Annotated in this window: 24 protein-coding genes and 2 pseudogenes; 17 read left to right on the forward strand and 9 right to left on the reverse strand. The window is 70.7% G+C overall.

The annotated features are described in order from the left end of the window. Positions 1–6: 6 nt before the first annotated feature. From NOO62_RS36840 to NOO62_RS36875, 8 genes are read left to right on the forward strand one after another with little or no spacing between them, the layout of a single operon-like run. The gene (locus NOO62_RS36840; protein WP_268775132.1) at positions 7–1,317 is read left to right on the forward strand and encodes a KamA family radical SAM protein; all 1,311 of its coding nucleotides are present in this window, start codon (positions 7–9) and stop codon (positions 1,315–1,317) included. Further along, complete coding sequence (locus NOO62_RS36845) at positions 1,314–2,816, forward strand: GNAT family N-acetyltransferase (protein ID WP_268775133.1); 1,503 nt, start codon at positions 1,314–1,316, stop codon at positions 2,814–2,816. Before NOO62_RS36840 ends, NOO62_RS36845 begins: the two co-directional genes overlap by 4 nt. Then, positions 2,813–3,916, forward strand: coding sequence for an Ldh family oxidoreductase (locus NOO62_RS36850; RefSeq protein ID WP_268775134.1), 1,104 nt, complete (start codon positions 2,813–2,815; stop codon positions 3,914–3,916). Before NOO62_RS36845 ends, NOO62_RS36850 begins: the two co-directional genes overlap by 4 nt. Then, positions 3,913–5,175: an ATP-grasp domain-containing protein gene (locus tag NOO62_RS36855; protein WP_268775135.1), complete on the forward strand. Its 1,263-nt coding sequence runs from the start codon at positions 3,913–3,915 to the stop codon at positions 5,173–5,175. Before NOO62_RS36850 ends, NOO62_RS36855 begins: the two co-directional genes overlap by 4 nt. Then, a complete protein-coding gene (locus NOO62_RS36860; RefSeq protein ID WP_268775136.1) occupies positions 5,172–6,479 on the forward strand; it encodes a GNAT family N-acetyltransferase in 1,308 nt (435 codons plus the stop codon). Before NOO62_RS36855 ends, NOO62_RS36860 begins: the two co-directional genes overlap by 4 nt. Continuing rightward, entirely contained in the window at positions 6,476–7,396 is a 921-nt protein-coding gene (locus NOO62_RS36865; RefSeq protein WP_268775137.1) for a branched-chain amino acid transaminase, read from the forward strand. The genes NOO62_RS36860 and NOO62_RS36865 overlap by 4 nt, the downstream gene beginning before the upstream one ends. Before the next feature lie 38 nt (positions 7,397–7,434). After that, complete coding sequence (locus tag NOO62_RS36870) at positions 7,435–8,691, forward strand: ATP-grasp domain-containing protein (protein ID WP_268775138.1); 1,257 nt, start codon at positions 7,435–7,437, stop codon at positions 8,689–8,691. Next, positions 8,688–9,797: an alpha-hydroxy acid oxidase gene (locus tag NOO62_RS36875; RefSeq protein WP_268775139.1), complete on the forward strand. Its 1,110-nt coding sequence runs from the start codon at positions 8,688–8,690 to the stop codon at positions 9,795–9,797. Before NOO62_RS36870 ends, NOO62_RS36875 begins: the two co-directional genes overlap by 4 nt. A gap of 34 nt (positions 9,798–9,831) precedes the next feature. Here NOO62_RS36875 and NOO62_RS36880 read toward each other — a convergent pair whose 3' ends face one another. Together NOO62_RS36880 and NOO62_RS36885 are read right to left on the reverse strand one after the other, a co-directional pair. Then, a complete protein-coding gene (locus tag NOO62_RS36880) occupies positions 9,832–10,125 on the reverse strand; it encodes a hypothetical protein (protein ID WP_268775140.1) in 294 nt (97 codons plus the stop codon). 400 nt (positions 10,126–10,525) lie between these two features. Further along, positions 10,526–11,887, reverse strand: a pseudogene (locus NOO62_RS36885) (RHS repeat-associated core domain-containing protein); the annotation flags it as partial. A gap of 29 nt (positions 11,888–11,916) precedes the next feature. On the opposite strand from NOO62_RS36885, the gene NOO62_RS36890 reads away from it, so the two are divergent. Then, positions 11,917–12,204: a hypothetical protein gene (locus NOO62_RS36890; protein WP_268775141.1), complete on the forward strand. Its 288-nt coding sequence runs from the start codon at positions 11,917–11,919 to the stop codon at positions 12,202–12,204. 383 nt (positions 12,205–12,587) lie between these two features. Here NOO62_RS36890 and NOO62_RS36895 read toward each other — a convergent pair whose 3' ends face one another. Then, a complete protein-coding gene (locus tag NOO62_RS36895) occupies positions 12,588–13,631 on the reverse strand; it encodes a hypothetical protein (protein ID WP_268775142.1) in 1,044 nt (347 codons plus the stop codon). Next, positions 13,622–14,266 carry a hypothetical protein gene (locus tag NOO62_RS36900; RefSeq protein WP_268775143.1) on the reverse strand — a complete coding sequence of 215 codons (645 nt, stop codon included), beginning with the start codon at positions 14,264–14,266 and terminating at the stop codon, positions 13,622–13,624. The genes NOO62_RS36895 and NOO62_RS36900 overlap by 10 nt, the downstream gene beginning before the upstream one ends. Positions 14,267–14,651: 385 nt before the next feature. On the opposite strand from NOO62_RS36900, the gene NOO62_RS36905 reads away from it, so the two are divergent. Both NOO62_RS36905 and NOO62_RS36910 read left to right on the forward strand, forming a co-directional pair. Next, positions 14,652–14,843 (forward strand): hypothetical protein, encoded by a 192-nt coding sequence (locus tag NOO62_RS36905; RefSeq protein ID WP_268775144.1) that lies wholly within the window; start codon positions 14,652–14,654, stop codon positions 14,841–14,843. A gap of 555 nt (positions 14,844–15,398) precedes the next feature. Continuing rightward, the gene (locus NOO62_RS36910) at positions 15,399–17,606 is read left to right on the forward strand and encodes a glycosyltransferase (protein WP_268775145.1); all 2,208 of its coding nucleotides are present in this window, start codon (positions 15,399–15,401) and stop codon (positions 17,604–17,606) included. 84 nt (positions 17,607–17,690) lie between these two features. Here NOO62_RS36910 and NOO62_RS36915 read toward each other — a convergent pair whose 3' ends face one another. Further along, on the reverse strand, positions 17,691–18,020 hold the full coding sequence (locus NOO62_RS36915; RefSeq protein WP_268775146.1) for a branched-chain amino acid transporter permease: 330 nt from the start codon (positions 18,018–18,020) through the stop codon (positions 17,691–17,693). Then, the gene (locus NOO62_RS36920; RefSeq protein ID WP_268775147.1) at positions 18,013–18,792 is read right to left on the reverse strand and encodes an AzlC family ABC transporter permease; all 780 of its coding nucleotides are present in this window, start codon (positions 18,790–18,792) and stop codon (positions 18,013–18,015) included. Before NOO62_RS36920 ends, NOO62_RS36915 begins: the two co-directional genes overlap by 8 nt. A gap of 62 nt (positions 18,793–18,854) precedes the next feature. On the opposite strand from NOO62_RS36920, the gene NOO62_RS36925 reads away from it, so the two are divergent. Continuing rightward, positions 18,855–19,313 carry an Lrp/AsnC family transcriptional regulator gene (locus NOO62_RS36925; RefSeq protein WP_268775148.1) on the forward strand — a complete coding sequence of 153 codons (459 nt, stop codon included), beginning with the start codon at positions 18,855–18,857 and terminating at the stop codon, positions 19,311–19,313. A 28-nt stretch (positions 19,314–19,341) separates the two neighbouring features. On the opposite strand, the gene NOO62_RS36930 is transcribed toward NOO62_RS36925, so the two are convergent. Next, the gene (locus tag NOO62_RS36930) at positions 19,342–20,049 is read right to left on the reverse strand and encodes a restriction endonuclease (protein ID WP_268775149.1); all 708 of its coding nucleotides are present in this window, start codon (positions 20,047–20,049) and stop codon (positions 19,342–19,344) included. 91 nt (positions 20,050–20,140) lie between these two features. Here NOO62_RS36930 and NOO62_RS36935 point away from each other — a divergent pair, with 91 nt between their 5' ends. From NOO62_RS36935 to NOO62_RS36950, 4 genes are all read left to right on the forward strand, one after another. After that, positions 20,141–20,773 carry a hypothetical protein gene (locus NOO62_RS36935; protein ID WP_268775150.1) on the forward strand — a complete coding sequence of 211 codons (633 nt, stop codon included), beginning with the start codon at positions 20,141–20,143 and terminating at the stop codon, positions 20,771–20,773. Positions 20,774–20,931: 158 nt separating this feature from the next. Continuing rightward, positions 20,932–22,023 (forward strand): helix-turn-helix domain-containing protein, encoded by a 1,092-nt coding sequence (locus tag NOO62_RS36940; protein ID WP_268775151.1) that lies wholly within the window; start codon positions 20,932–20,934, stop codon positions 22,021–22,023. Between the two features lie 33 nt (positions 22,024–22,056). Then, complete coding sequence (locus NOO62_RS36945; protein WP_268775152.1) at positions 22,057–22,479, forward strand: peptidase inhibitor family I36 protein; 423 nt, start codon at positions 22,057–22,059, stop codon at positions 22,477–22,479. Between the two features lie 270 nt (positions 22,480–22,749). Beyond that, positions 22,750–23,796: a methyltransferase gene (locus tag NOO62_RS36950; protein WP_268775153.1), complete on the forward strand. Its 1,047-nt coding sequence runs from the start codon at positions 22,750–22,752 to the stop codon at positions 23,794–23,796. 178 nt (positions 23,797–23,974) lie between these two features. Here the strand turns inward: NOO62_RS36950 and NOO62_RS36955 are convergent, their stop codons facing one another. Further along, positions 23,975–24,577 (reverse strand): hypothetical protein, encoded by a 603-nt coding sequence (locus NOO62_RS36955; protein ID WP_268775154.1) that lies wholly within the window; start codon positions 24,575–24,577, stop codon positions 23,975–23,977. 263 nt (positions 24,578–24,840) lie between these two features. Between NOO62_RS36955 and NOO62_RS36960 the strand changes: the two are divergent. After that, a pseudogene (locus tag NOO62_RS36960) lies at positions 24,841–25,030 on the forward strand (phytanoyl-CoA dioxygenase); the annotation flags it as partial. 9 nt (positions 25,031–25,039) lie between these two features. Here NOO62_RS36960 and NOO62_RS36965 read toward each other — a convergent pair. Continuing rightward, entirely contained in the window at positions 25,040–25,438 is a 399-nt protein-coding gene (locus tag NOO62_RS36965) for a hypothetical protein (protein ID WP_268775988.1), read from the reverse strand. Positions 25,439–25,513 lie beyond the last annotated feature (75 nt).

Genomic DNA, 25,513 nt, shown 5'->3' on the forward strand with positions numbered 1-25,513 from the left:
TTCCGTGTGAAGACCTACTCCCACGAACGCCTGGCGGCGCTCGCTCGCGACCGCGGGATGTCCGAGGAGTACCTGCGCGACCTGCGGGTCGTCTCCTCCGTCCTGCCCTTCAAGGTGAACGAGTACGTCGCCGACCAGCTCATCGACTGGTCGGCGGCGCCCGACGACCCGATCTTCCGGCTCACCTTCCCGCACCGCGACATGCTCCCGCCGGACGTCTTCGGGAACATCGCGGCCCTCCATGACAGCGAGGCGCCGCGCGACGTCCTGCGCAAGGCCGCCGCCGACGCCCAGGAACTGCTCAACCCCCACCCCGGCGACCAGCTCGAGGCCAATGTGCCGACACTGGACGGACGCAGGCTCGACGGGCTCCAGCACAAGTACGACGAAACCCTGCTGGTCTTCCCCTCACAGGGCCAGACCTGCCACGCGTACTGCGGATACTGCTTCCGCTGGGCCCAGTTCGTCGGGGTGGCCGAACTCAGGCAGGCGCTGCGCTCACCCGAGGACCTCACCGGCTACCTGGCGAACCACCGCGAGGTCACCGACGTCCTCTTCACCGGCGGCGACCCCATGATCATGAAGACCGCGGTGCTGAAGCGCTGGATCGAGCCGCTGCTCGACCCGGCCATGGAGAGCGTGCGCACGCTGCGCTTCGGGACCAAGGCGCTCTCCTACTGGCCGGCCCGCTTCACCGGCGACGCCGACGCGGACGATCTGCTGCGGCTCCTCGAACGCTGTGTCGCGGCCGGCCGGCACGTCGCGGTCATGGCGCACTTCTCCCACCCGAGGGAGCTGGAGACCCCGGTGGTGCGGGAGGCCATCGCGCGTCTGCGGTCGACCGGCGCGGTGATCCGCGCCCAGGCACCGCTGATCGCTCACGTCAACGACCGCGCGGACGCCTGGTCGCGGATGTGGCAGCAGCTCGTGGAGCTCGGCGTGGTGCCGTACTACATGTTCGTCGAGCGGGACACCGGCGCCCGCAGCTACTTCGGTGTGCCGCTCGCCGAGGCGCTGGACATCTACAACAACGCCATCCGCGGCGTCTCCGGGCTTGCCCGCTCCGCCCGGGGCCCGGTGATGTCGGCCTCGCCGGGGAAGGTCCTGCTGGACTCGGTGACCACCGTCGCGGGGGAGCGGGTCTTCTCGCTGCGGCTGCTCCAGGCCCGTGATGCCCGGCTGGTGGGGCGGCAGTTCTTCGCGCGGTACGACCCGAAGGCGGAGTGGTTCGACGACCTCCGCCCCGCGCTGGGCTCCTGGTTCCCCGGGCAGCCGGACCCCGAAGCGTCCCAGTCGCCACGAGCGGGTGACCGGTGAGGGTCACCGCGCACGAGGCCAGCCTGACCCAACGTCACCTCTGGCGCTCCGCGCGGGAGGCCATCCCGATCACGCGTACGGTCATCGTCGAGGCGGAGCAGGACGGCGTATCCGGCTACGGCGAAGCCTCCTGCTTCATGACGGACCACTACAACTCCGGCCTGGAGCGGATGCACGCCGACCTACGGCGAACGGCGCCCCTGCTGGCCACCCTCGACGTCCGCGGGCCGGACGGCGACGCCGACACCGTCTGGCGGCGGCTGGCCGCCGAGCTGCCCGACTCCCCGTTCGTGCTCGCGGCACTCGACTCGGCCCTCCACGACCTGCGGGCCCGCCTGCTCAGCGTCCCGCTGTGGAAGTCCCTGGGCCTGGACCCGCCGCGGAACCTGCGCTCCAGTTACAGCATCGGCCTCGACACCCCCGAGGCGATGGCCGGGAAACTGCGCGAACGGCCGGGCTGGTGCGCGTACAAGGTCAAGCTCGCGGACCCCGGTGACCTCGGCATCCTGCGCGAACTGCGCCGCCGGACCGACGCACCCTTCCTCATCGACGGCAACTGCGGCTGGGATCCGGACCGGCTCGTCCCCGCCCTGCCCCACCTGCACGGCCTGGGGGTGCGGCTGATCGAACAGCCCTACCCCCGCACGGCCTGGGACGACGCCCGCAGCCTCAAGGAGATCAGCCCGATCCCCGTCATCGCCGACGAGAGCATCACCTCCCCATCCGACCTGGACGCCTGCGCGGACGCGTTCCACGGCATCAACGTCAAGCCGATGAAGGCGGGCGGCCTCACCCCGGCCCTGGCCATGCTGCGGGCCGCACGGGAACGCGGCCTGATCACCATGCTCGGCTGCATGCCCGAGTCCGCCGCGGGCGTCTCCGCCACCGCCCACCTCGGCGGTCTCGTCGACCACCTCGACGTCGACGTGGTCGACCTGCTCGCGGTGGACACCGGACACGGGCTCAGCCTCGACGCCACCGGCCACGTCGCGCTGCCCGACCGCCCCGGCTCCGGATACCTCCCGGACGCCACGGCCCACGGCTGGTACGTGCACCACGTCCCGGCCGGGCGTGCGCACCTCGTACGCCGTCAGGTACCGGACTCCGCACCGGCCGTGCCGGGCGCAGGCCACCCGCAGGACGAACACCCCGCTGCCCGGCACCTCGCGGCGCTGCTCCAGGGCCGCGAGGTGGGCGCCGCCTCCCTGTACGCCGAGGACCCCCCGGCCGGCCACGACCTGCCGGACCCGCGCCCCGGCGGCGCCCGGCGCCTGTACGGCATGGCCACCCTCGACGAGGCACGCGGTACGGGTGCGGGCAGTGCGCTCCTGCGCACCGCCCTGACCGTCGCGGCCCTGGACGGCGCCGAAACGGTCTGGGGCCACGTCCCCGACGCGGCCCTCGGCTTCTACCGCAAGCACCGTTTCGACGTCCTCGGCCGGCCCGTCGACCTGCCGGGGGCCGGTCCCCATCACTTCGTGCACAGGAGCACCCGTTGACCACCGAAGCCCCGGCCGGGACACCCCGAGCCGAGCCCGCGCCGCCCGCCACGGGCCGCACCATCCACCCACGACAGGCACGAAACCTCGCCCGCGAGGCACTCGTCGCGGCGGACCTGCCCCCGGAGGAGGCCGACCAGGTGGCCGACGCACTGGTCACCACCTCGCTGCGCGGCATCGACACGCACGGCCTGCGCCTGCTCCCGCAGTACCTCAACGAGCTGTCCACCGGAGTGGCCCGCGCGGCGGCGGAGCCGACCGTCGTGCGGGACAGGGGCGCCGGACTGCTCCTGGACGCCGACGGCTCGCTCGGCGTCCTCGCCGGACTGACGGCCGCACGGCTCGCGGCGGAGCGGGCCGCCCGGTACGGGGTGGCCGCCGTCGGCGTGCGCAACTCCAACCACTTCGGGGCCGCGTCGGTCTACACGCGCACCCTGGCCCGAACGGGACTGGTGGGCATCGCCGTCACCTCGGCCGCCTCCCGGGTGGCACCGTACGGGGGCGTCGAGCCGCTGTTCGGCACCAACCCCATCAGCGTCGCCGCGGGCGGCGGCGACGAGGAATTCGCCCTGGACATGGCCACCAGCCAGGTCTGCTTCGGCGAGGTGAAGCAGCGCAGGGCCGAAGGCCGCGGCCTGGACGACGGCTGGGCCACCGACAGCGCGGGCCGGCCCACCACGCACCCCGAGGAGGCGTACGCGCTCTCGCCGCTCGGCGGATACAAGGGGCAGGGCCTGGCCATGGCCGTCACCCTGCTCGGCGCCGTACTCACCGGCACCGCACCCGACTGGCGGCTCTCCCAGGTCGGTGCGGGCGGCGCCGGAGCGAGCCGCGGCATCGGGCATCTCGTACTCGCCCTCGACCCGGCCGCGTTCACCGGCGCGGACAGCTTCGCCACCGGACTGACGGATCTGCTGACCACGGTGCGCACCGCGACCGCCGCGACGGACCGGCCCGTGCTGGCCCCCGGTGACCCGCAACGCGCCCACGAACGGCACCGGGAGACCCACGGCATCCCCCTGGACGCGGGCACCGCCTCCGCCCTGGACGAGCTCGCCGCGCGGCTCGGCCTCCCCGGGACCGAGGAGGCGTCCGCGTGATCCTCGTCCTGATCAGCCCCCGCCAGGCAGGGCTCCCGTTCGCCCAGTGGCTGCCGGAGGAGGCGGGCAGGCTCGTCGCGGTCACCGCCGATGGCGCCCCCGTGGGCGAGGGCTTCACGGAGGTCGTCACCGTCGCCGACTACACCGACGACGACGCCGTGCTCACCGCCGCCCGTGCGGCCGCCCGCAGACACCGTCCCCGTGCCGTACTGGCGCTGGCCGAGGCCGACGTCGAGCGCGCCGCCCTGCTGCGCCGCGAGCTGGCCCTGCCCGGCCTCGACAGCACCACGGCCGCCGCATACCGCGACAAGGTCCTGATGAAGCAGTACGCGAGCGCCGCGGGCCTGCCCGTCCCCGCCTTCGCGCCCGTCGCGACCGTCGGCGACATCACGGACTTCATGGCCGCCCGCCCCGGCCGGGTCGTGGTCAAGCCGAGGAGCGGCTCCGGATCGACGGGCGTGCACGTGCTCGACGCACCCGGCCAGGCGTACGCGCTCGCCGAGCAGGTGGCGGGCGGCTCGTACGAGGTCGAGGAGTTCATCGACGGAACCCTGCACCACGTGGACGTCTTCCGGGCCGAGGGCGAGCCCGTCGCGGCCGTCGCCTCCCGGTACACCGGCGCCGGGTGCCTGACCCACTGGGAGGACGCCCCGCTCGGCTCGCGCAACCTCGACCCCGCCGATCCGCTCCACGAGCGTTTGGTCGATGAGACGTGGCGACTGATCGACGCGCTGCCCTCGCCGGCCACCCTCTGCGCGCACGCGGAGTTCTTCGTCACCGACAGCGGCCGGATCGTGCTGTGCGAAGTGGCCGCCCGGATCGGCGGCGGACCGATCCCCGCCATGCTCCGCCACATCCTGGGCACCGACCCGCGAGAGCTGTGGGCCCGCGTCGAGTGCGGGCTGCCCGTCGCGCTCGACGCCGTACGCAACCACGCGCGCACCGCCCCCCGCGCCGCCTTCTGCGGCATTCCGCCGAAGCACGGCCGGGTCCTGCGGTTGCCCGAACCGCCGCCGGGAACGACGGACTTCGTCCTCAACACCCGGATCGGCGACGACTGGAGCGGGGAGCGCTACCGGCTGCGCAAGTCCGGCGACTTCCTCGCCACCTGGGTGATCACCGACCCCGACCCCGCCGTCCTGGACAGCAGACTCGACGCCACCGCACAACTGGTCGGCGCGGGCTTCGGCTGGGACGACACCGAGCCGCCCGCGCCGGTCCCCGCCACCGCAGGCCGCACCGAAGGAGGGGCGCGATGACCACGACGGCGGCCACCGCGCACCACGGTTCGTTCACCGCCCGGCTGCTCCCGCCCGGCCATCACCCGGCACACCACGACGGCACCGGGCAGGACGGCATCGGGCAGGACGGTACTGGGGAGGGCGCTTCAGACCTGATCTGGGACGACGCCCGCTGGCTGCGCTTCACCGCGCGGACCGACCTCCACGAGACGCACTGCCTCCAAGTACTCGAAGAGGACCGGCCGGTGGCGCTGGCCACGCTGCTCGTCACCCAGGAGCCCGGCGGGCTGCTCTTCTACGACGCCCCGAGGCTGGCGGGCACCGCCTCACCCATGGCCGAGCCCGAACTCCTCGACGAGGCCGAGCGCGAACAGTGGGACCGCCTCACGGCATCCCTGCCCGAGGGCCGCGCCGACCACTACCCCTCCCTGGCCCTCGCCACCTTCGGCAACCATCACGGCGTGGCCCACACCCACGGGCGCTCCCCGGAGCAGCGCCGGTCGGTCATGGCGGCGCTCCCCGCCCTCCTTCAGCAGATATCGGAGCAACTCGGCTGCCGCAGCACGGCGTTGCTCTACGTGGGTGAGCCCGAGGCAGAGGGGGTGGACGCCGCCGCCACCCGTGCCGGCTACCACGCGACGCTCCTCGGCGCCGACGCCGTGCACGAGTTGAGCGCCGACGACTGGGAGCAGTACGTGGCCGGGCTCAGCAGCCGCCGCCGAAGAGGACTGCGCAAAGAGGTCACCGCCTACGAGAACAGCGGCTTCCACACCGTGGCCACCACCGGCCCGGAAGCCCTCGATGACACGGTGACCGCCCTCCAGGTGGCCCACCGGGCGAAGTACGGACTGCCCGGCGGACACGAGCGTGTCCGCCGCGACTTCGACGCCCTGCGCGAGGAGATCGGCGAGTCGTGCGTCGTCCTCGGCGCCGCCCACGAGGGCCGCGTGCTCGGTTTCGCGCTGTACCTCAGAGCGGGCGACGCCCTCTTCCTGCGCACCGTGGGCTTCGCCCCCGAGGCCTCGGGCTGCTACCTCGCCCTCACCTACCACGAGACAACCCGCTGGGCGCTGGAGAACGGCATCCGCCGCATCCATTACGGACTCGCCACCTACGAGGCCAAGTTCCAGCGCGGCTGCGCGCTGCGACCCCGCTGGGGCTGGTTCGCCTTCCACGGGCCGGACGCCGAAGTCTTCCACGAGGTGCTGGCCCTCCAGTCCCGCAGCATCGAACGCCGACTGGAGCACGTCGGCAGCCCGGCCACCCCGGTCCCGTCCCGTACCCTCCCGCCCTCATCCACCGTTTACGGAGCCGCACGATGAAGCTCACGCCCACCAGCGACATCTGGATGGACGGCAAGTTCGTCCCCTGGGATCAGGCACAGGTACACGTCCTCACCCCCAGCCTGCACTACGGCTGGGGCGTCTACGAAGGCATCCGCGCCTACCCGACGGAGCGGGGCCCGGCCGTCTTCCGGTTGCGCGAACACCTCCAGCGGCTGCACGACTCGGCGCGCGTCTACCTCATGGACCCCGGCCACAGCGTCGACGAACTCACCGAGGCGTGCCTCGAACTGCTGCGCCGCACCGGCCTGGAGAGCGGCTACCTGCGCCCCCTCGTCTACCTCGAATACGGCACCATGGGCGTCGCTCCGCGCCTGGACAGCGCCAGGGTCGCCATCGCGGCCTGGCCCTGGGGCTCGTACCTGGGGGAGAAGGCCGATCAGGAAGGCTGCCGGCTGATGGTCAGCAGCTGGCAGCGCAACGGCGTGCACGCGGTGCCGCCACTGGCCAAGGCCACCGGCGCGTACGTCAACTCCGCGCTCGCCAAGGTCGCCGCGATCCGTGCGGGCTACGACGACGCCCTCATGCTCACCCCCGGCGGCCACGTGGCCGAGGCGTCCGCCGCCAACGTCTTCGCCGTACGCGACGGAGTGATCACCACCCCGCCGGTCAGCGACAACATCCTGCCCGGCATCACCAGGGACACCGCGATCACCCTCGCCCGCGACCTCGGCCACGAGGTGCGGGAGCAGAGCCTGACCCGCAGCGAGCTCTACGTCGCCGACGAGGCGTTCCTCACCGGTACCGCCGCCGAGATCGTCCCCATCGCCTCGGTCGACGACCGCCCCGTCACCGAAGCGGGCAGCGGACCCATCACGCGGCGACTGCGCCAGGCGTTCCAGGACGTGGTCCACGGCCGGACGGACGACCCCCACGGCTGGCTCACCCATCTCTGACCACCGCCATCACGCCTACTCCAGCGAGGTCGACCTTCATGTCCGAGCACGTCCTGGTCATCGGCAGCGGCCGAGACCTGCCCACCCGGCTGCGCCGCGCCCGGGCAGGCACCCGCACCACCGTCATCTGCCGACTGGACTACCTCTCCAAACTCCGTGAGACGACGGAACACACCCGGATCATCGGGGTGAGCCCCGATGCGCCGGACGACGAATGGGTCGCGTTCGCCGAGGCCGTGCACGCCCGGCACCCGTTCACCCGGATCGTGGCCTTCGGCGAGCGGGACCAGGACAAGTGCGCGCTCGTCGGCCAGGCGCTGGGCCTCGCCGCGCACTCCCCGCGGACCACTGCTCTGGTCTACGACAAACACGCCATGCGGGCCCGGCTGCGTGAAGCAGGCATCGACACCACGGCCTGCGCCCAGGTCTCCGACGTGGCGGAACTGCGGGCGTTCCTCGCCGCGCACGACACCCCCTGCATCGTGAAACCGGGCAGCGGCTCCTTCAGCAAGGGCATCACCCTGGCCCGTGACGCCGAGGAGGCCGCCGACGCCTTCGCACGGGCGGGCGGCGGACTCGGGGACGCCGACGGCACGCCGGTCCTGGTGGAACAGTTCCACGAGGGCCCGCAGTTCAGCGTCGAAGCCTTCTCGGAGGACGGCGACCACCAGATCGTCGCGATCACCCGCAAGTACTCCGACCCGCTGAACTTCGTCGAACTGGGCCACGTCAGCCCCGCACCACTCACCCCAGTCCAGGAGAAGCAGGTCCACGACTACGTGGAACGGATCCTCGACGCCCTCGGCATCAGGGCCGGCGCCACCCACACCGAAGTCGTCCTCGGCGAGAGCGGACCGCAGTTGATCGAGACGCACGTCCGCATGGGCGGCGACGAGATCCCGTCCCTCGCCCACGACGTGACCGGCGTCGACATCGCCGACTGCCTCATCCGCCACACCCTCGGCGAGAAGGTCCTGCCCGGCATCCGAGCCGCCCTCGCCGCACCGCGCACTCCCCGCAGTTCGGCGATCTGGTTCGCCGCGCTGCCCGCCCCCGGAGTGCTCGCCGAGACCACGGGACTGGACGAGGCCCGCGCGATACCCGGGGTGACCGAAGTGCAGTTGCTGGTCCCGCCGGACGCCGCCGTCGACACCCTGCAATCCTCCACCTCCCGGGTCGCCCACGCCCGCGCGATCGCGCCGAGCGCCGACGAGGCGCTGGCCGCCGCCCGCGAGGCGATCAACCGCCTCACCTTCCACCTGCGCGTGCACGCCGCCGACCAGGGAGCACTGTGACGACCTCGCTGCCGCGCCCCGCCACCTCGCATCCCCAGCGCATCACCCTGGCCGACTTCCACGACGCGGCCCGCGACGTACTGCCCGCCCCCGCCTACGACTACTTGCAGGGCGGCGCGGCGGACGAACGGACCGTGCGCTGGAACGCCGAGGCGTACGAGCGGCTGGCGCTGCTGCCCCGGGTCCTCACCGGCACCGCGGGCGTGGACACCCGCCGCACCCTCTACGGCACGGAACTCCCCGCCCCCGTCCTGCTCGCGCCGACCGCTTCGCACGGCCTGTTCCACCCCGACGCGGAAGCGGCGACCGTGCGGGGCGCCGCCGCCGCGGGAACCCTCACCACGGTGAGCACCTTCTCCACACTGACGCTGGAGGAGATAGGCGCAGCCGCTACCGCACCCTGGTGGTTCCAGCTCTATGTGCAGAGGGACCGGGCCCTCACCGAGGACCTGGTGCTCCGGGCCCGTGCGGCCGGCGCCACCGCCTGCGTCGTCACCGTCGACACCCCGGTGACGGGTCTTCGGGAGAGGGACCTGCGCAACGGATTCGCCCTCCCTTCCCACGGCATGCCCGCCAACCTGGCCGGGCACGCCGGGGAGCCCGGCCGGAACGCGGCCGACCCCGCGCACCGCGGCATCCACGACCCGCGGATCGACCCCGCCGTCGGCTGGTCCGACCTCGAATGGCTGCGCTCGGTCTCCGGGCTGCCGGTCCTGGCCAAGGGCATCGTGCGCCCCGACGACGCCCGCCGGGCCGCGGAGGCCGGGATCGGCGTCTGGATGTCCAACCACGGGGGCCGCAACCTGGACACCGCGATCACCCCGCTCGTCACCCTGCCCGCCGTCGCCGAGGCCGTGGCGGGCCGGGTTCCGGTCCTCATCGACGGAGGTATCCGCCGGGGCACCGACGTGGTGAAGGCGCTGGCGCTCGGCGCGGACGCCGTGGCGATCGGGCGTCCCTACGTCTGGAGCCTGGCCGCGGGCGGCGCCGAAGGGGTCACCGCCGCCCTGAACGCCCTGCACCGGGAGACCGAACTGGCCCTCGCCCTCCTCGGCGCCCCCGACCTGGCCGCCCTGACCCCGGACCTCGTACGCCCGTCCTGGTGATCCGGGCGGTGCTCTGCTGTCCAGGGCCTGTGTCCTAGGCCTTGAGGTAGCGCCGCTCGGCTTCCAGGATCGTGCCGCCGAGCGGGTTGTCGTACGGCCAGGAGTCGGCGACGACACGGCCGATGCCTCGCAGGCGCTGGTCCTTGGGCGGCAGTTGGGGCGTGGAGAGCTGTGCTGCCATCTGCGCCAGCTGTCGGCGCAGCGAGGTCAGTTGCCCGGGGGTGCTGACCTGGCCCCGGCCAGCCGCGTGCCGCTCCAGCTCCTGGTCGATCTCGGACAGGGCCCGCTCGGTCGTGGCGAGGGCCTTCCGCGTGGTGGGCTCGGACACTTTATGGCTCCAGCAAGTCCCTGTCGGGGTTCAGTACGTAGGTCTGTTTTCCGCCGCCAGGGTACCCGACCCCCTGTGGCCCGACTCTGCCCTCGATGATGGGCGCACCTGGCCGGATCTGCCATTGCTTGAGGTAGGTGAACTGGTTCCAGGACGCCTTGACGGCGATCTCCTCACGTGTGGCCGGCCATTGCGTGGTCAGGTAGCGGCCGCGCGCCCATGCGTTCTCGTTGTCGTAGAAGCGCATCCCGTAGTCGCTGTCGCCGGCCCGGCGCACTGAGTGCGTGCCGTCTTCGAAGGACTGCATGACCTGCACACGGAAGGGCCGGGGGACGCCCGCGTCGCGGAGCAGCCGCGAGGCCTCCTTGGTGCCGGCGTACGGGTCCGGCATACCGGTCTTGTACGGGGCGAGGCCCAGCGGGTCGGACCAGGAGTGGGGGTCCGTCACATAGGTCGCCGGGTTGGGCGCCGGGGCGAGTCCGAGGGGGTCGAGGGAGAGGTAGCGGCCCGTTTCGGGGTCGTAGTGCCGGAAGTAGTTGTAGTGGAGCTCTGTCTCGGGGTCGTGGTACTGGCCCGGGAAGCGCAGGGGTGTGGTGGTCGCACCGCCGGGCTCCGAGGAGGTGTTGCCCCACAGCGTCGAGCGTGCCTGCCAGGCGATGGCGCCGGATTCGTCGATGAGTTCCGTGGGCGTGCCGACGAGGTCGGTGACGATCGCGAAGAACCGGGAGTCGATGTCCTCCTGCGGTGCGTCGTGCGCCGTGCGCCGCTCGGTCTGCGCTATCGGGCGCAGGCCGTCGTGGTCCCAGGTGAGCACGGTGGGCCGAGGTGTCCCGGGCGTAGTGGTGCTCTGTTCGCAGAGGGTGCTTCCGTCCCAGGTGAACGAGGTCTCCTCGACGACGCTCCCGTCCTGGCCCAGACGCTGCTTGGCGATGCGGCGGCCGAGCGCGTCGTAGAGGTAACGCCAACGGGTGTCGTCGGGTGTGACCACCGCCGTGAGGCGGTCTTCGCTGTCCCAGGTGTAGTGCCAGGTGGCGGGTTTACGCGACAGGCGGGTCTTCTGCCGCAGTGTGACGCGGCCGGCCGCGTCGTGTTCGAAGCGGACGCCGCCGGCTCGGACGAGGCTGGTGCCCATGTAGGTGCGGGTGCCGGTGGCGTCGCCACCGGGGTGCCCGGTGGGCCAGGAGGCGTCGGTCTGGTTGCCTGCCTCGTCGTAGGCGTACTGCTCGGTCCAGTCGGCCGCGTCGACGGTCGTCACGCGCCCCGCGGCGTCGAGGCCGAAGCGGCGTGTGCCGTTGGCCTGCTGACCGACAGCGGTGAGTCGGCCGCCGGCGCGGTAGGTGTAGCTGCGCCGGAGGAGGCTGCGCGCGACCGTGTGGTCCGTCGCGGACTGCGTGGTGAGTCGGCCGAGGGCGTCGAACGTGTTCGTGAGGGTGAGGGCGGAATCGATGTGCCGGTGCAGCTCGCGGCCGACGGCGTCGCGGTCGAAGCGGATCGTGTGGTCGGCGCTGGTCCGCTCGACGCGGTTGCCCGCCGCGTCGTAGCGCCAGGTGCCGACGACACCGGAGGGGGTGGTGCGCCGTGTGCGGCGCCCCATCGCGTCGTAGGCATAGGTGATCGTGTGCCCGTCGACCGTCTCGGCGAGGAGGCGGCCGGCGGGGTCGTACCGCCGCTGGACCGTCGCGTCCGGGGTGGTGGCGGAGGCGAGCTCGCCGTCGGCCGTGTACGTGAAGGTGGTGGTCTTGTCGTCGTCGGTCTGGCGGATGCCTGTGTACGGGAGGCCTTGGCCCGCTTGTGCAGAGCCTTGGCTGCCTCGCGCTCCCACTCCAGATCCTTGAGCGCAGACTTGGCGTCGCATGCGGCGCCATCGAGTCCTTTGGCCAGGGCCCGCCACTGCTTGGCCATCTCGCGGATGCCGTCGGGGCCGACGGCGGGGTCGGTGATGCCGAGGAACTCCAGGCCGCTGGCGAGGGTGTCGCCGAAGGCGTGGTTGGCCTTGTTGATCCACTTCAGCGGGTTGAGGTCCTCGGCGTCGATGTCGACGTCGATGTCACCAGGGATGATGTCGAAGCCCATGGGTGACTCAGCCCTTCTTCGCGCGTGCCGGGGCCGACAGGAGGACATCCAGGAGGTCGAAGGCGTCGGAGACATCGCCCAGGAACTTCGCCTCGGCCTCCCACTCCTTGTGCAGGCCCCTGGGTGAGGTCGGCGATGGTGTCCATGCCGTCCTGGATGTCGTCCTTGGCGCCCATCAACGAGCCCAGCACACCGAACGCGGACATGTCGTGCGAAGCGGCCTTGAAGTCGTGCAGCGGTTTGCGTGTGTGGTCATCCACCTTGCCCAGCGCCGACGACGCCTTGTGCAAGGCTGCCGCATTCTTCTTCAAGTCCGACATATGTGTCCGGCCCCCGTTGGCCCGAGATGGTTCCGCGCGCCTTGTGTGCTGACTGTCCGACGACCGCGGTCAGCGGTTGATGGACTGGATCTCCTGGACGTTCACGTCCTGGGTGGTCTCGAAGGTGCCGTCCGGCAGCTCACCCTTCGCGCCACCCGACCCGTGCCAGGAGATCTTCCATGTGACGGAAGCCTTGAACTGGTACGGACCCGTCCCGGACGTGGACCTGAGGTAGGCCATCCCGCACGGTGGCTCCTGATCCGCCTTGCCCTTGGCGTACGGCTCGCCGATGCTGCCGTCCGCGTTGATCGGGCAGTCACCGGAGGCGGGGAAGACCTTGGCGTCCTCGGTACCCGGCTCGATGTGGAGGCCGACGGGTTCGGCGGTGGTCGTCGCCGTCATGCCCAGGCTCGGCAGACCGGCGGTGACGGACACGGGCTTGAACGTGGCCTTGTCGAGCCACAACCACGTGTTGAGCTTTACCTTCTGTGTGCCCTCGGGCTTCATCGACACGGAGGTGTCAGGAACGCGGATCTTGTCGTAGGCGAGCCCGGCGAGGATCTTCGGAGATATGGCGTTCTCCACCTTGGGGTCATCGCCCTTCTTCACCCACCACGGGTCGCGGAACATGCACTCCCAGGCAGCCTCTTCGTCCATGCGGTCATGGTTGATGAAGTGGCCCCACCAGTAGCCCTCTTCCTTGTCCTTGAGGTGGAAGTCGTCGTCGGGCTCCCCCTTCGCGAACTGCTTCTCCTCCTTCTTCACCCACTCCGCTTGATCGCCACCGACGGACCAGCTGTCCTTCTTGTATGCCTTGTACTGGGCGGGTGTGTACTTCGGCGCGAACCAGCAGGGCGGCGGTGTCCAATCGCCCACCGGCTGGATGGCGCCGACATGCCCGCCCGACCCGTTCTTGGACAGGTCGTAGGTGATCTTGGCGCTGATCTCCTGGCCCTTGCTCCCGCCGGTCTGTTCGCCGCCCTGGGAGCCGGGCTTCGCGCCACCGCCCGGGGCGCGCCCTTCGGCGAAGGCGACCGGAGAGGCCGAGACGATCGTGGCGACGGTCAGCGTCCCCATGGCCAGGGCGGACTTCGCGAACGTGGTCAACGGCACTGCTGTGCCCCCCTCTTCGACATCATCTGCTCGACCTGCCAGACCCCCCGCGGATCCTTCTCGAGGTGCAGGTTGTAGAACACGTATGCGTCGCTGCTCGATGAGACCCCATCGGAACGCTTACCGGTCTTCCGGTCCTTGTTGTACGCCTTGGTCTCGTCGCCGCAGTAAGTGAGCCCCGCGGAGCCGTCCTTGAGGAACGTCACCTTGCGGTTGTAGTAGCGAACCGTCCCGGAGATGGACTGGCCGGCATCCACGAACTGCTTCACCCAGTCCACGCTGACCTTCAGGGCTTCACCCTTGGCGTAGAACCTCAGAGCCGCCGACTTGGGATTCCCGCGGACGACGGCGTCGTCCGTGGCCCGGATGAACTGCTGGTTGTCATCGAGTACGGACGCCTCTTTCGCGTCATCGGGCTCTTCGAAGACGAGCTTGTCGTCACTCGGGAGCTTGATCTCCGGCCGGTCGATCCCGTCCGCCGTCGCGGACGGCGACGCCGATTCCTTCGTGCCGGTGTCCGCGCCCGCGATCTTGTCGTTGCCGTTGTCGTCGTCCGAACCACCACCGCAGGCAGTCAGCAGCAGGGCAGCGGAAGCCGTGAGCGCGGCAACCGCGAGCCTGGTCGAGCGATTCACTGTTGTCTCCGGTGAGGTGGGGGTTAGCTCAAGCGAAGCAACGCTATCTTTGGGCGCCCGGCGGTGCGGAGGGCGGGTCGGACTTCGGGGGAGACGTACGGGGCATACCCGCTGATGGCTGCTCCTTTCGCCCCTGTCCGGCGCGTGGCGCACGAGGCGGTCGTCGTGGTGACGGGGAAGTCGTCCCGTATCCGCTAATGCAAGCGGCCACATGTCAGGCGGTCGTCATCAGGCATCGGCGTTCAGCGAGCTGGGTGTCAGGGCGACGGTGCCGAGGTCAACTCCCGCACGGTGGACCGAGCTCCGGTGTCGGGGCGACAATGAAGATCAGGGCGGCCCGCACATCCGTGCCGCCGTACAAGCAGGGGACTGGGTAGGGGAACGTATGACCGTCATCATCTCCATGTTGGTCGTGGCCGCGCTGGCGATCGGCGCGTGCTGGGTCGTACTGCGACGCCGAGGGAACACGGGTCAGCGCGGCGCGCTGGAGCGTGGCGCGGCCGATCAGGGATTCGCGCAGGGACTGAGCGCGTCGCATGCCAGGAATCAGAACATGGGCGGCGGATCCGGAATCTGAATCGGGCTCGCGGCCTCGCGTGCGGCCGTCGGCCGGCTTCTGCCGGCCGACGACCGGCTTCCGGTAACCGACTTCCGCTATCCCCGAGATAACGACACGTTCAATTCGTTATGGGTTCGTCACTCCTTTTTGGGCAACCTGAAGTACATCTTCCGGATCTTCACGTATCCGTCACACTCTCCGCCACAGCGAAGCGAATAGGGCTCACACCGCTTGGTGGAAAACGCCAATTTCACCCGTAATGACCCGCACGTCACACTGGACATGTGAACACTCTGTGGATTTGAATGGCTCCATTCACATGCTGAAGATGACGTTGGGGCGCGGGACGCCAACTCGTTTCCCGCGCTTGGCGGCATCGTCCGGCAGTGCCTTTTCGCATGCGAGTCCTTCATGGCCAACGCGACCAAGATGGATCAGCTTGGGTAGCCGCATCCATGCGTACGGCACGCGGAGAGCAAGCGACAGAGACACAAGCCCTGCACGGTGCCGATCCCCGCGCAGGGCAGATGGCGCACGCCCTTGACCGGAGCGGCTGCGCGGGGGGAGCAATCAGTGAAGATCGCGTTCTTAATCAACAACGCCTATGGCATCGGGGGGACGATCCGCGCCACGGTCAATCTCTCGCGCGCGCTGGCCGACCGGCACGACGTCGAGGTCGTGAGCGTCCACCAGGTCAGTGACAAGCCTGAACTCGCCTTCGACGAACGGGTGAAGCTGACCGCGCTCATCGACATGCGCACGGAAAGCCCCACCTACGAAGGCGACCACCCGCTCACTGCCGAGCCGTGCACGATGTTCCCGGACACCGGCGCCGCCCTGAACTCCACGCGCCTGCTCTACTCCGCCCTGCAGGACGAGCGCATCGGCGCATGGCTGCGCGAGACCGACGCGGAGGTGGTGATCGCCACCCGCCCCGACCTCAACGGCTACCTCGCCCGTGACGGCCAGAACCGGTACCTGCGCATCGGCCAGGAACACCTGAGCCTGGGCGCCCACAACCCCACGTTGCGTGCGCACCAGAACAAGGCGATCGCTCAACTGGACGCCTTCGTCACCGTGTCAGGCGCCGACGCCGCGCAGTACCGCCGAGCGCTGCCGGACGTGCCCGCCCGCATCCTGTGCATCCCCAACAGCGTCCCCCAGCCCGCCGTCGAGCCCTCGGACCTGCGCTCGGACGTCGTCGTCGCTGCAGGACGCCTCATCGCCGTCAAGCGCTACGACCGACTCATCGACGCCTTCGCGAAGGTCGCCGCCCTCCACCCCACCTGGTCGCTGCGCCTCTACGGACGAGGCCCCGAACGGCCGAAACTGCGCCGCCGGATCGATGAACTCGGCCTGTACGACCGCGTGTTCCTCATGGGCCCGGTCTCCCCGATCGAGACCGAATGGGCGAAGGGCGCCATCGCCGCCGTCTCCTCCGACATGGAGTCCTTCGGCATGACCATCGTCGAGGCCATGCACTGCGGCGTCCCCGTGATCTCCACCGACTGCCCTCACGGACCCGCGGAGATCATCGACGAGACGAACGGGGTCCTGGTGCCCCTGGACGCCGGTGTGGACGGGTACGCGGAGGCCCTCGACCGTCTCATGGCCGACGTGTTCCTCCGCGAACGTCTGGGCGCCGCGGCGCGAAGACGGGCCCAGACCTACGCGCCGTCCGCCCTGGCCCTGCGTTACGAGACCCTGTTCCAAGAACTCGCGGCCCTGCCCCGCAAGCACGCGGCCAAGACCGCACACCACGGCACGTGGTGGTCGAGACTGAGAGCCGCGCTGCCGACCGGACCCGACACGCGCGGCGAACCGTCACCCGCACCCACCCCCGCGCCCGAGCCCTTGGCCGGCCCTCAACCGGCCACGCCCCCCGTCGCCTTCGCCCGTGTCACCACACAGCGCAGCATCAGCATCCGCCTCGACGCGGCATCGCTGCCGCCCGGCCCCCTCGACTTCCTGGCCCGCCTGCGCCGCGACCCCAAAGGCCGGCACATCCGTATCCCCCTGCCGCCCGCGGCCACCGCGCCGGGCGCACCCGACCCCCGCATCACCCTCGACCCGACCGAGCACGAACTGCCGGAGGGCCGCTGGGACTGCTACGTCACGGGCCACGGCACAGCGGTGAAGCGGGCACGGCTCGTCTGCGCCCTGGCGGAACAGGCGCGCAGCGTGGGCTCGGCCCCCGCACTCGTCGACAGCAACGTGACGGCCGTACTGCCCTACACCACGGCCGACGGATTCCTGGCCCTGCGCACCTGGCAGCGCCCCGCACACGCCGAGATCACCGGCATCACCACCGGCGACGACCACGCCACCGTCACCGCGCGCCTTCTCGCAGCCGACCTGCCCCACCCCTTGTACGACGCCACGGTGATCGCCGTCTCCCGGCAGGGCGACGCCTACGACTTCACGGTCCCCACCACACCCGCGGCCGCGCCCACCACCGTGCCCACCACCCCTGCGACTCCGCTCACGGACGGGCTGCTGCACTTCTCCTTCACGCTGCCCTACTCCCGGGCGCTCGCCCGACGGAGCAGCGCACACGACGTGTGGGACCTACGCCTCTACGTGGGACACGCCAGCCCGCCCGTCACCATCGGCCGCATCGGGGGCGACATCGTCGACCGCAAGAAGACCGACGTGGTCCCGGCCGTCCACGTGCCGCACAGCACGCGCGGCACGACACGTGCCAAGCCCTTCTTCACCGTGACCAACGACTTGGCGCTGAGCTTGCGGGACGTGGACGAGTCTCCGGAGAGCACGACCTGAGGACGCCGCGCGCGTACCGCCTTCTGGGGCAGGGCAGGGCAGGGCAGGGCAGGGCAGGGCAGGGCGAGCAGAACAGGGTAAGGCTCAGGTGGCGAAGACGGTGCTGGTCAGTACGACGTGCACGGCCGTGCCGCCGACGATGCTGAGCAGGGCGTTGCGTCGCCACACGTGCAGGGCGACGGTGACGGCCAGCGCGGAGAGCGGGGCCGCGGCGCGGGCTTCGGTGACCGGGAGGTCGCGCAGGCAGTAGACGACCAGGATGATCATGACGCCGACCGGCATGCGCGCGCTCAGGTACCGCACCGTGCCGCTCGCGCGCAGCGGGGCCAGGGCGGCGAACGGCAGAGCACGCAGCGCCCAGGTGACGGCGGCGGTGAGGAGGACCGCGGCGATGGCGTACGTGGGGTCAGGCATGGCAGGGCCTTCGCGTGGTGGTGAGCAGGTGCCGGGCCAGGAGCCCGGCGGTGAACAGGGCGAACGCGACCAGCAGCATCTGGTCCGGGAAGACGGCACGGGCCACGAGGGCGCTCGACAGGGCCAGCAGTGGGGTGGGCAGGTCGCCGCGCCGGTCCCGCAGGTCCCGTAGCGCGTCGAGGGCCAGCACGGTGAACAGGGCGGGCAGGGCGAAGTCCAGGCCGGTGACGCCTTCGGGGATGAGGGCGCCCAGCAGGGCGCCCGCGGTCGCGCTCCCCGTCCAGTACGCGTGCAGGAAGAACTGCGTCCACAAGATGCGCGGGCCGGGCCACGAGCGGGCCTTCTCGGCGGTGGCCAACGCGTAGGCCTCGTCGCAGAGCGCGAACGTGCCGTACGCCTTGCCGAGGCGGCCGGGCACGCGGTGCAGGGGGAACGACAGTGCGTAGAAGACGTGCCGGAGGTTCACCATGAACGCGGCGACCGCGATCGAGGCGAGTGGGGTCATGGCGACGACGAGACCGATCAGCAGGAACTCGAACGAGCCGCCGAAGGCGACGGCGGCCGACAGCGTTGCCCACCACCAGTCCAGCCCCGACTGGACGGCCAGCGCGCCGAAGGCGAGCCCCAGTGGGACGAACGCCATGCCCACCGAGAGGGAGTCCCTGAACGCCGTACGTGCCTCGGACGGGTCCCGGCCCGCCGGAGCCGGGACGGGCGGCGGCTGCGGGGGAGCCACGTCAGCGGCAGGTCGTAGGGCAGTACGTATATGCATGGAGACATGTTAGGAAAGTTGTCCCCTTATTTGGTTGCGTATTGTGACCGTATAATCGCTTCATGGGCAATGAATGGGCACTAGATGCGATCGACCGTGAAATCCTGTTGCTCTTGCGCGAGGACGGACGTCTGACCAACGTCGAACTGGCCAAACGGGTCGGCCTCACACCGCCCCCGTGCCTGCGCCGTGTCAGGCGGCTGGAGGAGGCGGGCATCATCACCGGGTATCGGGCCGTGACGGACCCGGCCGCGCTCGGGCGCGGCCTGGAGGTGCTCATCGACGTGGAGATCTACGCCAACGACCGCAAGAGCTTCGAGGAGTTCGAGGAGATCGTCGCTTCGTACGAGGAGGTCACGGAGTTCCGCCGCATGTACGGCCGCCCGGACTATTTCATCCGCGCCGCCGTCGCCGACCACGAGGCGTGCGAGGCGTTCCTCACCGGCAAGCTGAGCGGACTGCCCGGCGTCCAGCGCTTCACCTCCCACCTCACGATGAAGACGATCAAGTCGGTCGGCTGACCCGGGCCGACGAGGCGTCTTGCCTCCGTCAGGCTGGCGAGCGGCGCTGTCCGCGTCCGTTGCCGTGGCCGTCGCCGTGGCCGTTCAGTGGGATCAGGCTGTCCAGCCGGGCGCCCTTGACCCACACCCCCAGCAGATCGCGGTGGACCGCGATGATGTCGTGCCGTACCGCCAGACCCAGCGCGGCTGCGGTGAACCTGCGGCAGGTGGTGACGAACAGGGCGACGTCCGCGCCGTGTTCGTTGCGGGCCGTGCCGAGGAACTTCTGCATGTCCTGAGAGGACACGCTGCGCTCCGGCGCGTACTTCTTGCACTGGATCACCAGCTTGCGGCCGTCCGCGAGGTAGCCGATCACATCGGCGCCCAAGTCACCGGTCTTCCCGCTCACGAGGACACGCGTGCAGCCGTCCCGACGGCACAGGTCGGCGACGTACCGCTCGAAATCCTGCCAGGAGAGCGCGTCGACCTCGGCCATCGACAGCTCCCGAGCCCGCGCGTCCTCCTCCAGCCGCCACGCGCGGTCCTTGCCGACCGCGAGGCGGTGCGCCTGCCACAGCCCGTACCCCGCGCCGCCCACCACGGCTACGACCAGCACGGTCAACAGGACCGGCCATACACTCGCCCAGTTCCCGGCCGCCCACATGGCGGCGACCACCGCGACCGCGGTGCCCCAGAACCGCACCTGTCGGCGCGTCTTCTTCCGTAAGTACCGACGCCGTCGTCGTGCTGCAGCCATGAGCTCCCCATCTCCCGTGCCCCGCAGTGTGAAGTCCCCGCCCGCACCCGACAAGAGGGCTTCACCGGCCACCTGACGGACTCGACGGGGCATGGCTTCGATCCTCCTGCGGAATGCAGTGGGGATGGCAGCAGAGATGACAGAGGCGTTCGCCGCGACCGTGGCGGCGGTGGCACCCGTGGTGCTCCTGGTGGCAGTCGTGGAGGTTGGGGGGCACGAGCGCCTCAGGCGCGAGAGGGCGCAGCGTATGGCCGAGGCGTGGGTGGAGGGGATGGAGGAACGCTCCGACTGGGATGAGACGGACCGGAGGATTGCCCGGCTACGGTCCGTGCTGACCTGGGTGGAGCTGTATCCGTGGCTTGCAAGGCTGGCGGCGCGTCGGATGGGAGTGAAGGCGGGGTGGAGCACCGCGGGGCTGGACAACTGGGTGCGGCTGGCGTCTCTCTTCTTGTGGACAGCCGTCATGGGGGCCCAGGCGGTGGCGATGGTGGTGGCTCTGTCCGCCTTGCGCGATCCCGGGTCGATGCATCCTCTGGCGGACGACGTATGCATGCTCTGCGTCGTTCTCGGCGTTGCCTGGGTGGCTATGTGGCCGCTCATACGTGTCGTTGCTGCAGACGGCCGGGCCGTGCTCAGGGTTCTCGGTGACCGCGACCGCCGCAGCAACCCGGTTACGCGCAAGGTGCAGGAGGAGATCGACCGTCTGGAAGCGGAACGCCAGTAGCTGCACGGTCGTGCTCTTCCGCCGGATGTCGTTGACCTCCTCGCGGCTGCTGCGGAAACTGCGACTGCTGCGACTGCTGCGGCTGGCAGGAGAAAATCCGGCGCCTCCTGGCCGGCGGCCGGCTTTCCCGGCGGGTACCCGGCAGCGAGCATCATTGAATGTCCATCATCCATAAGACGCGGCAGGCCGACGACGGCGCGGAAGGGCCCGTGGTCTCTGCGAACACCGATGTGGTCCCGGCGGCGGAGCGGTTCGGCTGGTGGTCCGACATGGTCGGCGACGAGGTCATGCCTGTGACGATCCGCAGCCCGCACGCGGCCCGCTTCAGAGGCAGTGTGGAGGCCGTGGGGATGCCGCACAGCCAGGTGGCGGCCTTCGCCTTCTCCCCGATGACCGCGCGCCGTTCACCCCTGCAGATCAGGCGCCACGATCTGGAGGAGTACTACCTGGTCCTCGTCCAGGGAAGCCCCGTCCGGCTGGAACAGGCCGGCAGCGTGGCTTGCCTAGAGGCCGGTGACATGGCCCTGTTCTCCACTTCGGCTCCGCTCGTCAGCGACTTCCTCGACCAGGGCCGGCAGACCCGGCTGACGTTGCTGCGGCTGGCGCGGTCGGCGCTGCCGCTGGCCGGTGGCCGGGCGGACCGGCTGCTGGCCGAGTCGCTGTCCACCCGGCCCGGGTCCGGGTCGGCGGCACTGCTCGGGTCGTACCTGAGCGGGCTTCCGGCGGCCGCCCACGCCTGCGATCCGGCGGAGTTGGCCCGGCTGGGCGCGATCGGGGTCGATCTGGCCGCGACCGTCCTCGCGGGGCGGCTCGGCGCCCAGGACACGCTGTCCCCGGAGACGCGCAAGGCCGTCCTGCGTGCCCGGATCAAGCTGTTCATCGAGCACAACCTGGGCGATCCGGAACTGGTCCCCGCGGGGATCGCCGCCCAGCACCACATATCCGTGCGCAGCCTCCACCTCCTGTTCCGGCACGAGCCGGAGACCGTGGGCGCCATGATCAGGCGGCTGCGCCTGGAACGCTGCCACGCGGACCTGACCGATCCGGCGCTGGGCCACCGCACCCTCGCCGCGACGGCCGCGCGCTGGGGCTTCCGCCATCCCGCGGACTTCGGCCGCGCCTTCCGCAAGGCGTACGGAGTCCCGCCGAGCGAGGTGCGGGCGGGGGTCCGGGCACGGGCGCGTGCGCTGGATGCCCAGGAAGCGTGCGCTCGTTGCCGACGATCCCCGGGCCGCCACGGCCCACAGTGAACGCACAGCGTTCCAGTGACTTCAGGAGGGGACATGCGCAAGAGAATTGCGGCGACCGTGGCGGCGATGGCGGCGGCTTTCGCGCTCGCCGCACCGACGGCGGCGAGCGCCGAGGAGACCAGCGTCACCAAGATGCCGGGCGTGGAGGGCCTGTACTGGGTCAGCGGCAAGGATTACGGCACCCGGGCCTGGTCCGAGTGCGGCAGCGGCTCGTGCTTCTTCCAGAACTCCAATGGCGGCGGCTGGCTCTGGGTGGTGCCCAGCTGCGGCCACCACAAGGTGCCCTCCTGGTTCGAGGACCGGGCGAGTTCGGCCTGGAACCGCACGCCCACCCGGATCCACATCTACAAGCACAGTGACTACAGCGGGTACCTGGGCACCGTCCCCGGCTGGTTCCAGGGCAACCTCGCGTCCGGGCACAACGACGTGATGAGCGCCGTCTTCGCGGACTGCTGACAGCCCGACGCGCCGGTGCGCGTGCCTGCCCGGTCGAGGTGAGGGAGGGAGGGGAGCAGAGAGGAGGTGAAGGAACGGAGGGAAGGAACGGAGGGGAGGGAGGGGGCAGCGGGTGGACCACCTGCCGTCCCCTCCCGGTCCATATCCGGCAGCCGTTTGTGCCCGAATATCCCACTGTGGCTGGTGAGTCGGACGGTTAGCCTGACTCCACTCGCGCGGCCGGCCGGTGAGAGCCGGTCGCGCGCCGGCCGGAGCGGAAGGGGAGCACCTGTGGCGAACGAGGACACCCGGGAGGCCGAGCAGGCGGCCCGAGGGCACGTGGCCCAGCTGGCCTTCGGGAACATGGTGGTCCAGACCCTGCGCGCCGCGACGCGGTTGAAGGTGTTCGACCTGATCCGCGACGAGGAACGTACGGCCGCCGAGGTGGCCGGGGCGGCCGGGGCCCAGCCGCAGGCCATGAACCGGCTGCTGCGGGCCCTGGCCGGCCTCGGCCTCCTCACCGAGCGGGCCCCGGGTTCCTTCGCGGCGACGCCCGCGGGGACACTGCTCGACACGGGGCGCCCCGACTCCATGGCGGCCCTGGTGGGCATGCTCACCGACCCCGAGATCCTGCGCCCCTGGGAACTCCTGGAGCAGGGCATACGGACCGGTGCCAGTACATTCGAGACGGTCTTCGGCAAGGACTTCTTCTCCTACATCAAGGAACGCCCGGAGCTGTCCGCGCAGTTCAACGCCGCGATGAGCCAGGGCACCGCGGCGACCGCCGCCGCGCTGCCGCACGCCTTCGACTTCGGCCGGTTCACGAAGGTCACCGATGTCGGCGGTGGCGACGGCACACTGCTGACCGCGGTGCTCCGCGCGCATCCGGCCCTGAGCGGAGTCGTCTACGACTCGGAGGAGGGACTCGCCCAGGCCCCCGAGAGGCTCCGGGAGCACGACCTCACGAGCCGGTGCACCCTGGTGGCCGGGGACTTCTTCAAGTCGGTGCCCGAGGGGTCCGACGTCTATCTGATCAAGAGCGTGCTGCACGACTGGCCCGACGACCTGGCGGCGACCATCCTGAGCCACTGCCGCGAGGTGCTGCCCCCCGACGGGCGGGTGCTGATCGTGGATCCCCTGCTGCCCGAGGTCGTCGAGCCGCGGACCGCCGGCCTCACCTACCTGAGCGATCTCCACATGCTCGTGGGCGCGGGTGGCCGGGAACGCACGCGCAAGGACTTCGAAGAACTGTGCGGCCGTGCGGGACTCGTGATCTTGTCGGTGCGCCCGATCGACGAGGCCTACGGATTCGGCCTCATCGAGGCGAAGGCGGCGTAGCCGGGCCCGTCCCGCCCCGGCCGACCGGGTCCGGTACGACTCTCTCGACCACCGGCCGTACCCGACCTACGGGCGGACTGCATCACCTCGCTGTCCGGAGCCGCGAACAGGGGCGGGCAGGGCCACGTGGGAGTGTTCCGACGGGCCCTGCCACGGACGGTGGCCCCTGTGGGGCCGTTCAGTTGGTGGAGGAGGGCTCCTGCCGTGGTGCGGCGGACTGCTCTGCCGCTGGGGCCGCCGAGGTGTAGAACACCGACGAACCTTGCTTGGAACGCTGGGCTCGGCCCTTGGCGACCAGGCCCTCCACCGTGGTGCGTACAACCGTGGTCTTGACGGTGCGGTCGGGCAGCGCCTGGGCGAGTGCGGTGGCGATCTCGGCGGCGGAGCGCGGTTCGTTCTGGCGGCCGAGGTGGTTGTCGATCAGTTCGACCAGCGTCGACTTGGACTCGGGTGCGGCAGGCTGCTCCGCCGTGGCCTTCGGCGCGTCCGTCGTAGCCTTGTCCTTGGTCGCTACGGCCTTCTTCGACCGGGTCGCACGGGAACCGTTCGCACTGGCCCTGGGGGCCGGGACTGCCTTCTTGCGGCGAGCCGGCTGCTTGGCGTTGCCCGGCGCGGTACCGGGTGAGCCCAGCGCTTGCTGCATGCTCAGCAACACGGCGTGGTCGTTCTCCAGTGCCTGCAACTGCTCCTGCAGAGCCGCGACCTCGGACCCGATGCGTTCTTGTTCCTTGCGGTTGGTCTCCAGATCCGCGGCGACCCGGGCGGCGTACTGAGCCTGCACTCCGGGAGTTTCCGGCTGAACGTCTGACATGGAGGTGACCTCTTCGTGTGCGCACGCGGGCGTGCGGGGGAGTGAGCGGGTGGGGATCGTGCGGGTGGGGGGAATCGTGCGGATGGCGGTCGTGCTGGGGACGCAGCACTCGGCCGTGGGCGCATTTGAGGGTGCTTCTTGAGACTGGTTGCCCATCTGCACCGTCGGCAACTCAAGCACGGTCAGTGAAGAATACGGGCTGATACGGCGAGCTGATGGGTATGGAGACCTTCGTTGACGTACCGAAGGCGCTGGAGAAGTAAGGGGGAGGACGGGGGGAGCGGGTTGACGCTCGCGTCCGATCCGGTGGCGGTGTCCGACCACCGGTCCCTCGCCCTCGCCACCGGGGCACCGGGCGGCGTCTACCTGTGCCATCCGTTCCTGGTGCACGCGGCGCAACCGCACCACGGGACGCCCCCGCGCAACCGAAGGTCACGACTCCTCGCGCGGCTCCGTGCGGTAGTCGAAGTACGCCCACGCGAAGATCCCCACGACCGCTACCGCCCCCATCACCAGGGCCTGCACGGCGACCGGCGCGCCTCGCGTGAGGAAACCGGCCAGGCCTGTCGCGGCGCCGCCCACCAGCATCACCATGCGACTGGCGAAGTACTGCTGCGGATCGGCGGCGGCGCTGCCCTCCCGCTCCGCGAACAGCCCTCTCGCCGCCGCCTTCACCGGCTGATCCGCACCCCGGCGCCGCTTCGCCCGGTACTCGAGCCCGAAGCCGACCGCCAGATAGAGCACGAGGATCCCGATCAGCAGGGCCCAGTCACCCGGCCCGTCCATGCTGTTCCCGCGCGCCAACACCATGTCCGAGACAGCAGGACTCATCACAGCACCCCGTTCCTTCGCGGCGGACAGGCCCCTTCGGCCGCCCGACCTGCACAGGCACTTCAACTACCCCGA

It is taken from the genome of Streptomyces sp. Je 1-369 (assembly GCF_026810505.1).
Classification (GTDB): Bacteria; Actinomycetota; Actinomycetes; order Streptomycetales; family Streptomycetaceae; genus Streptomyces.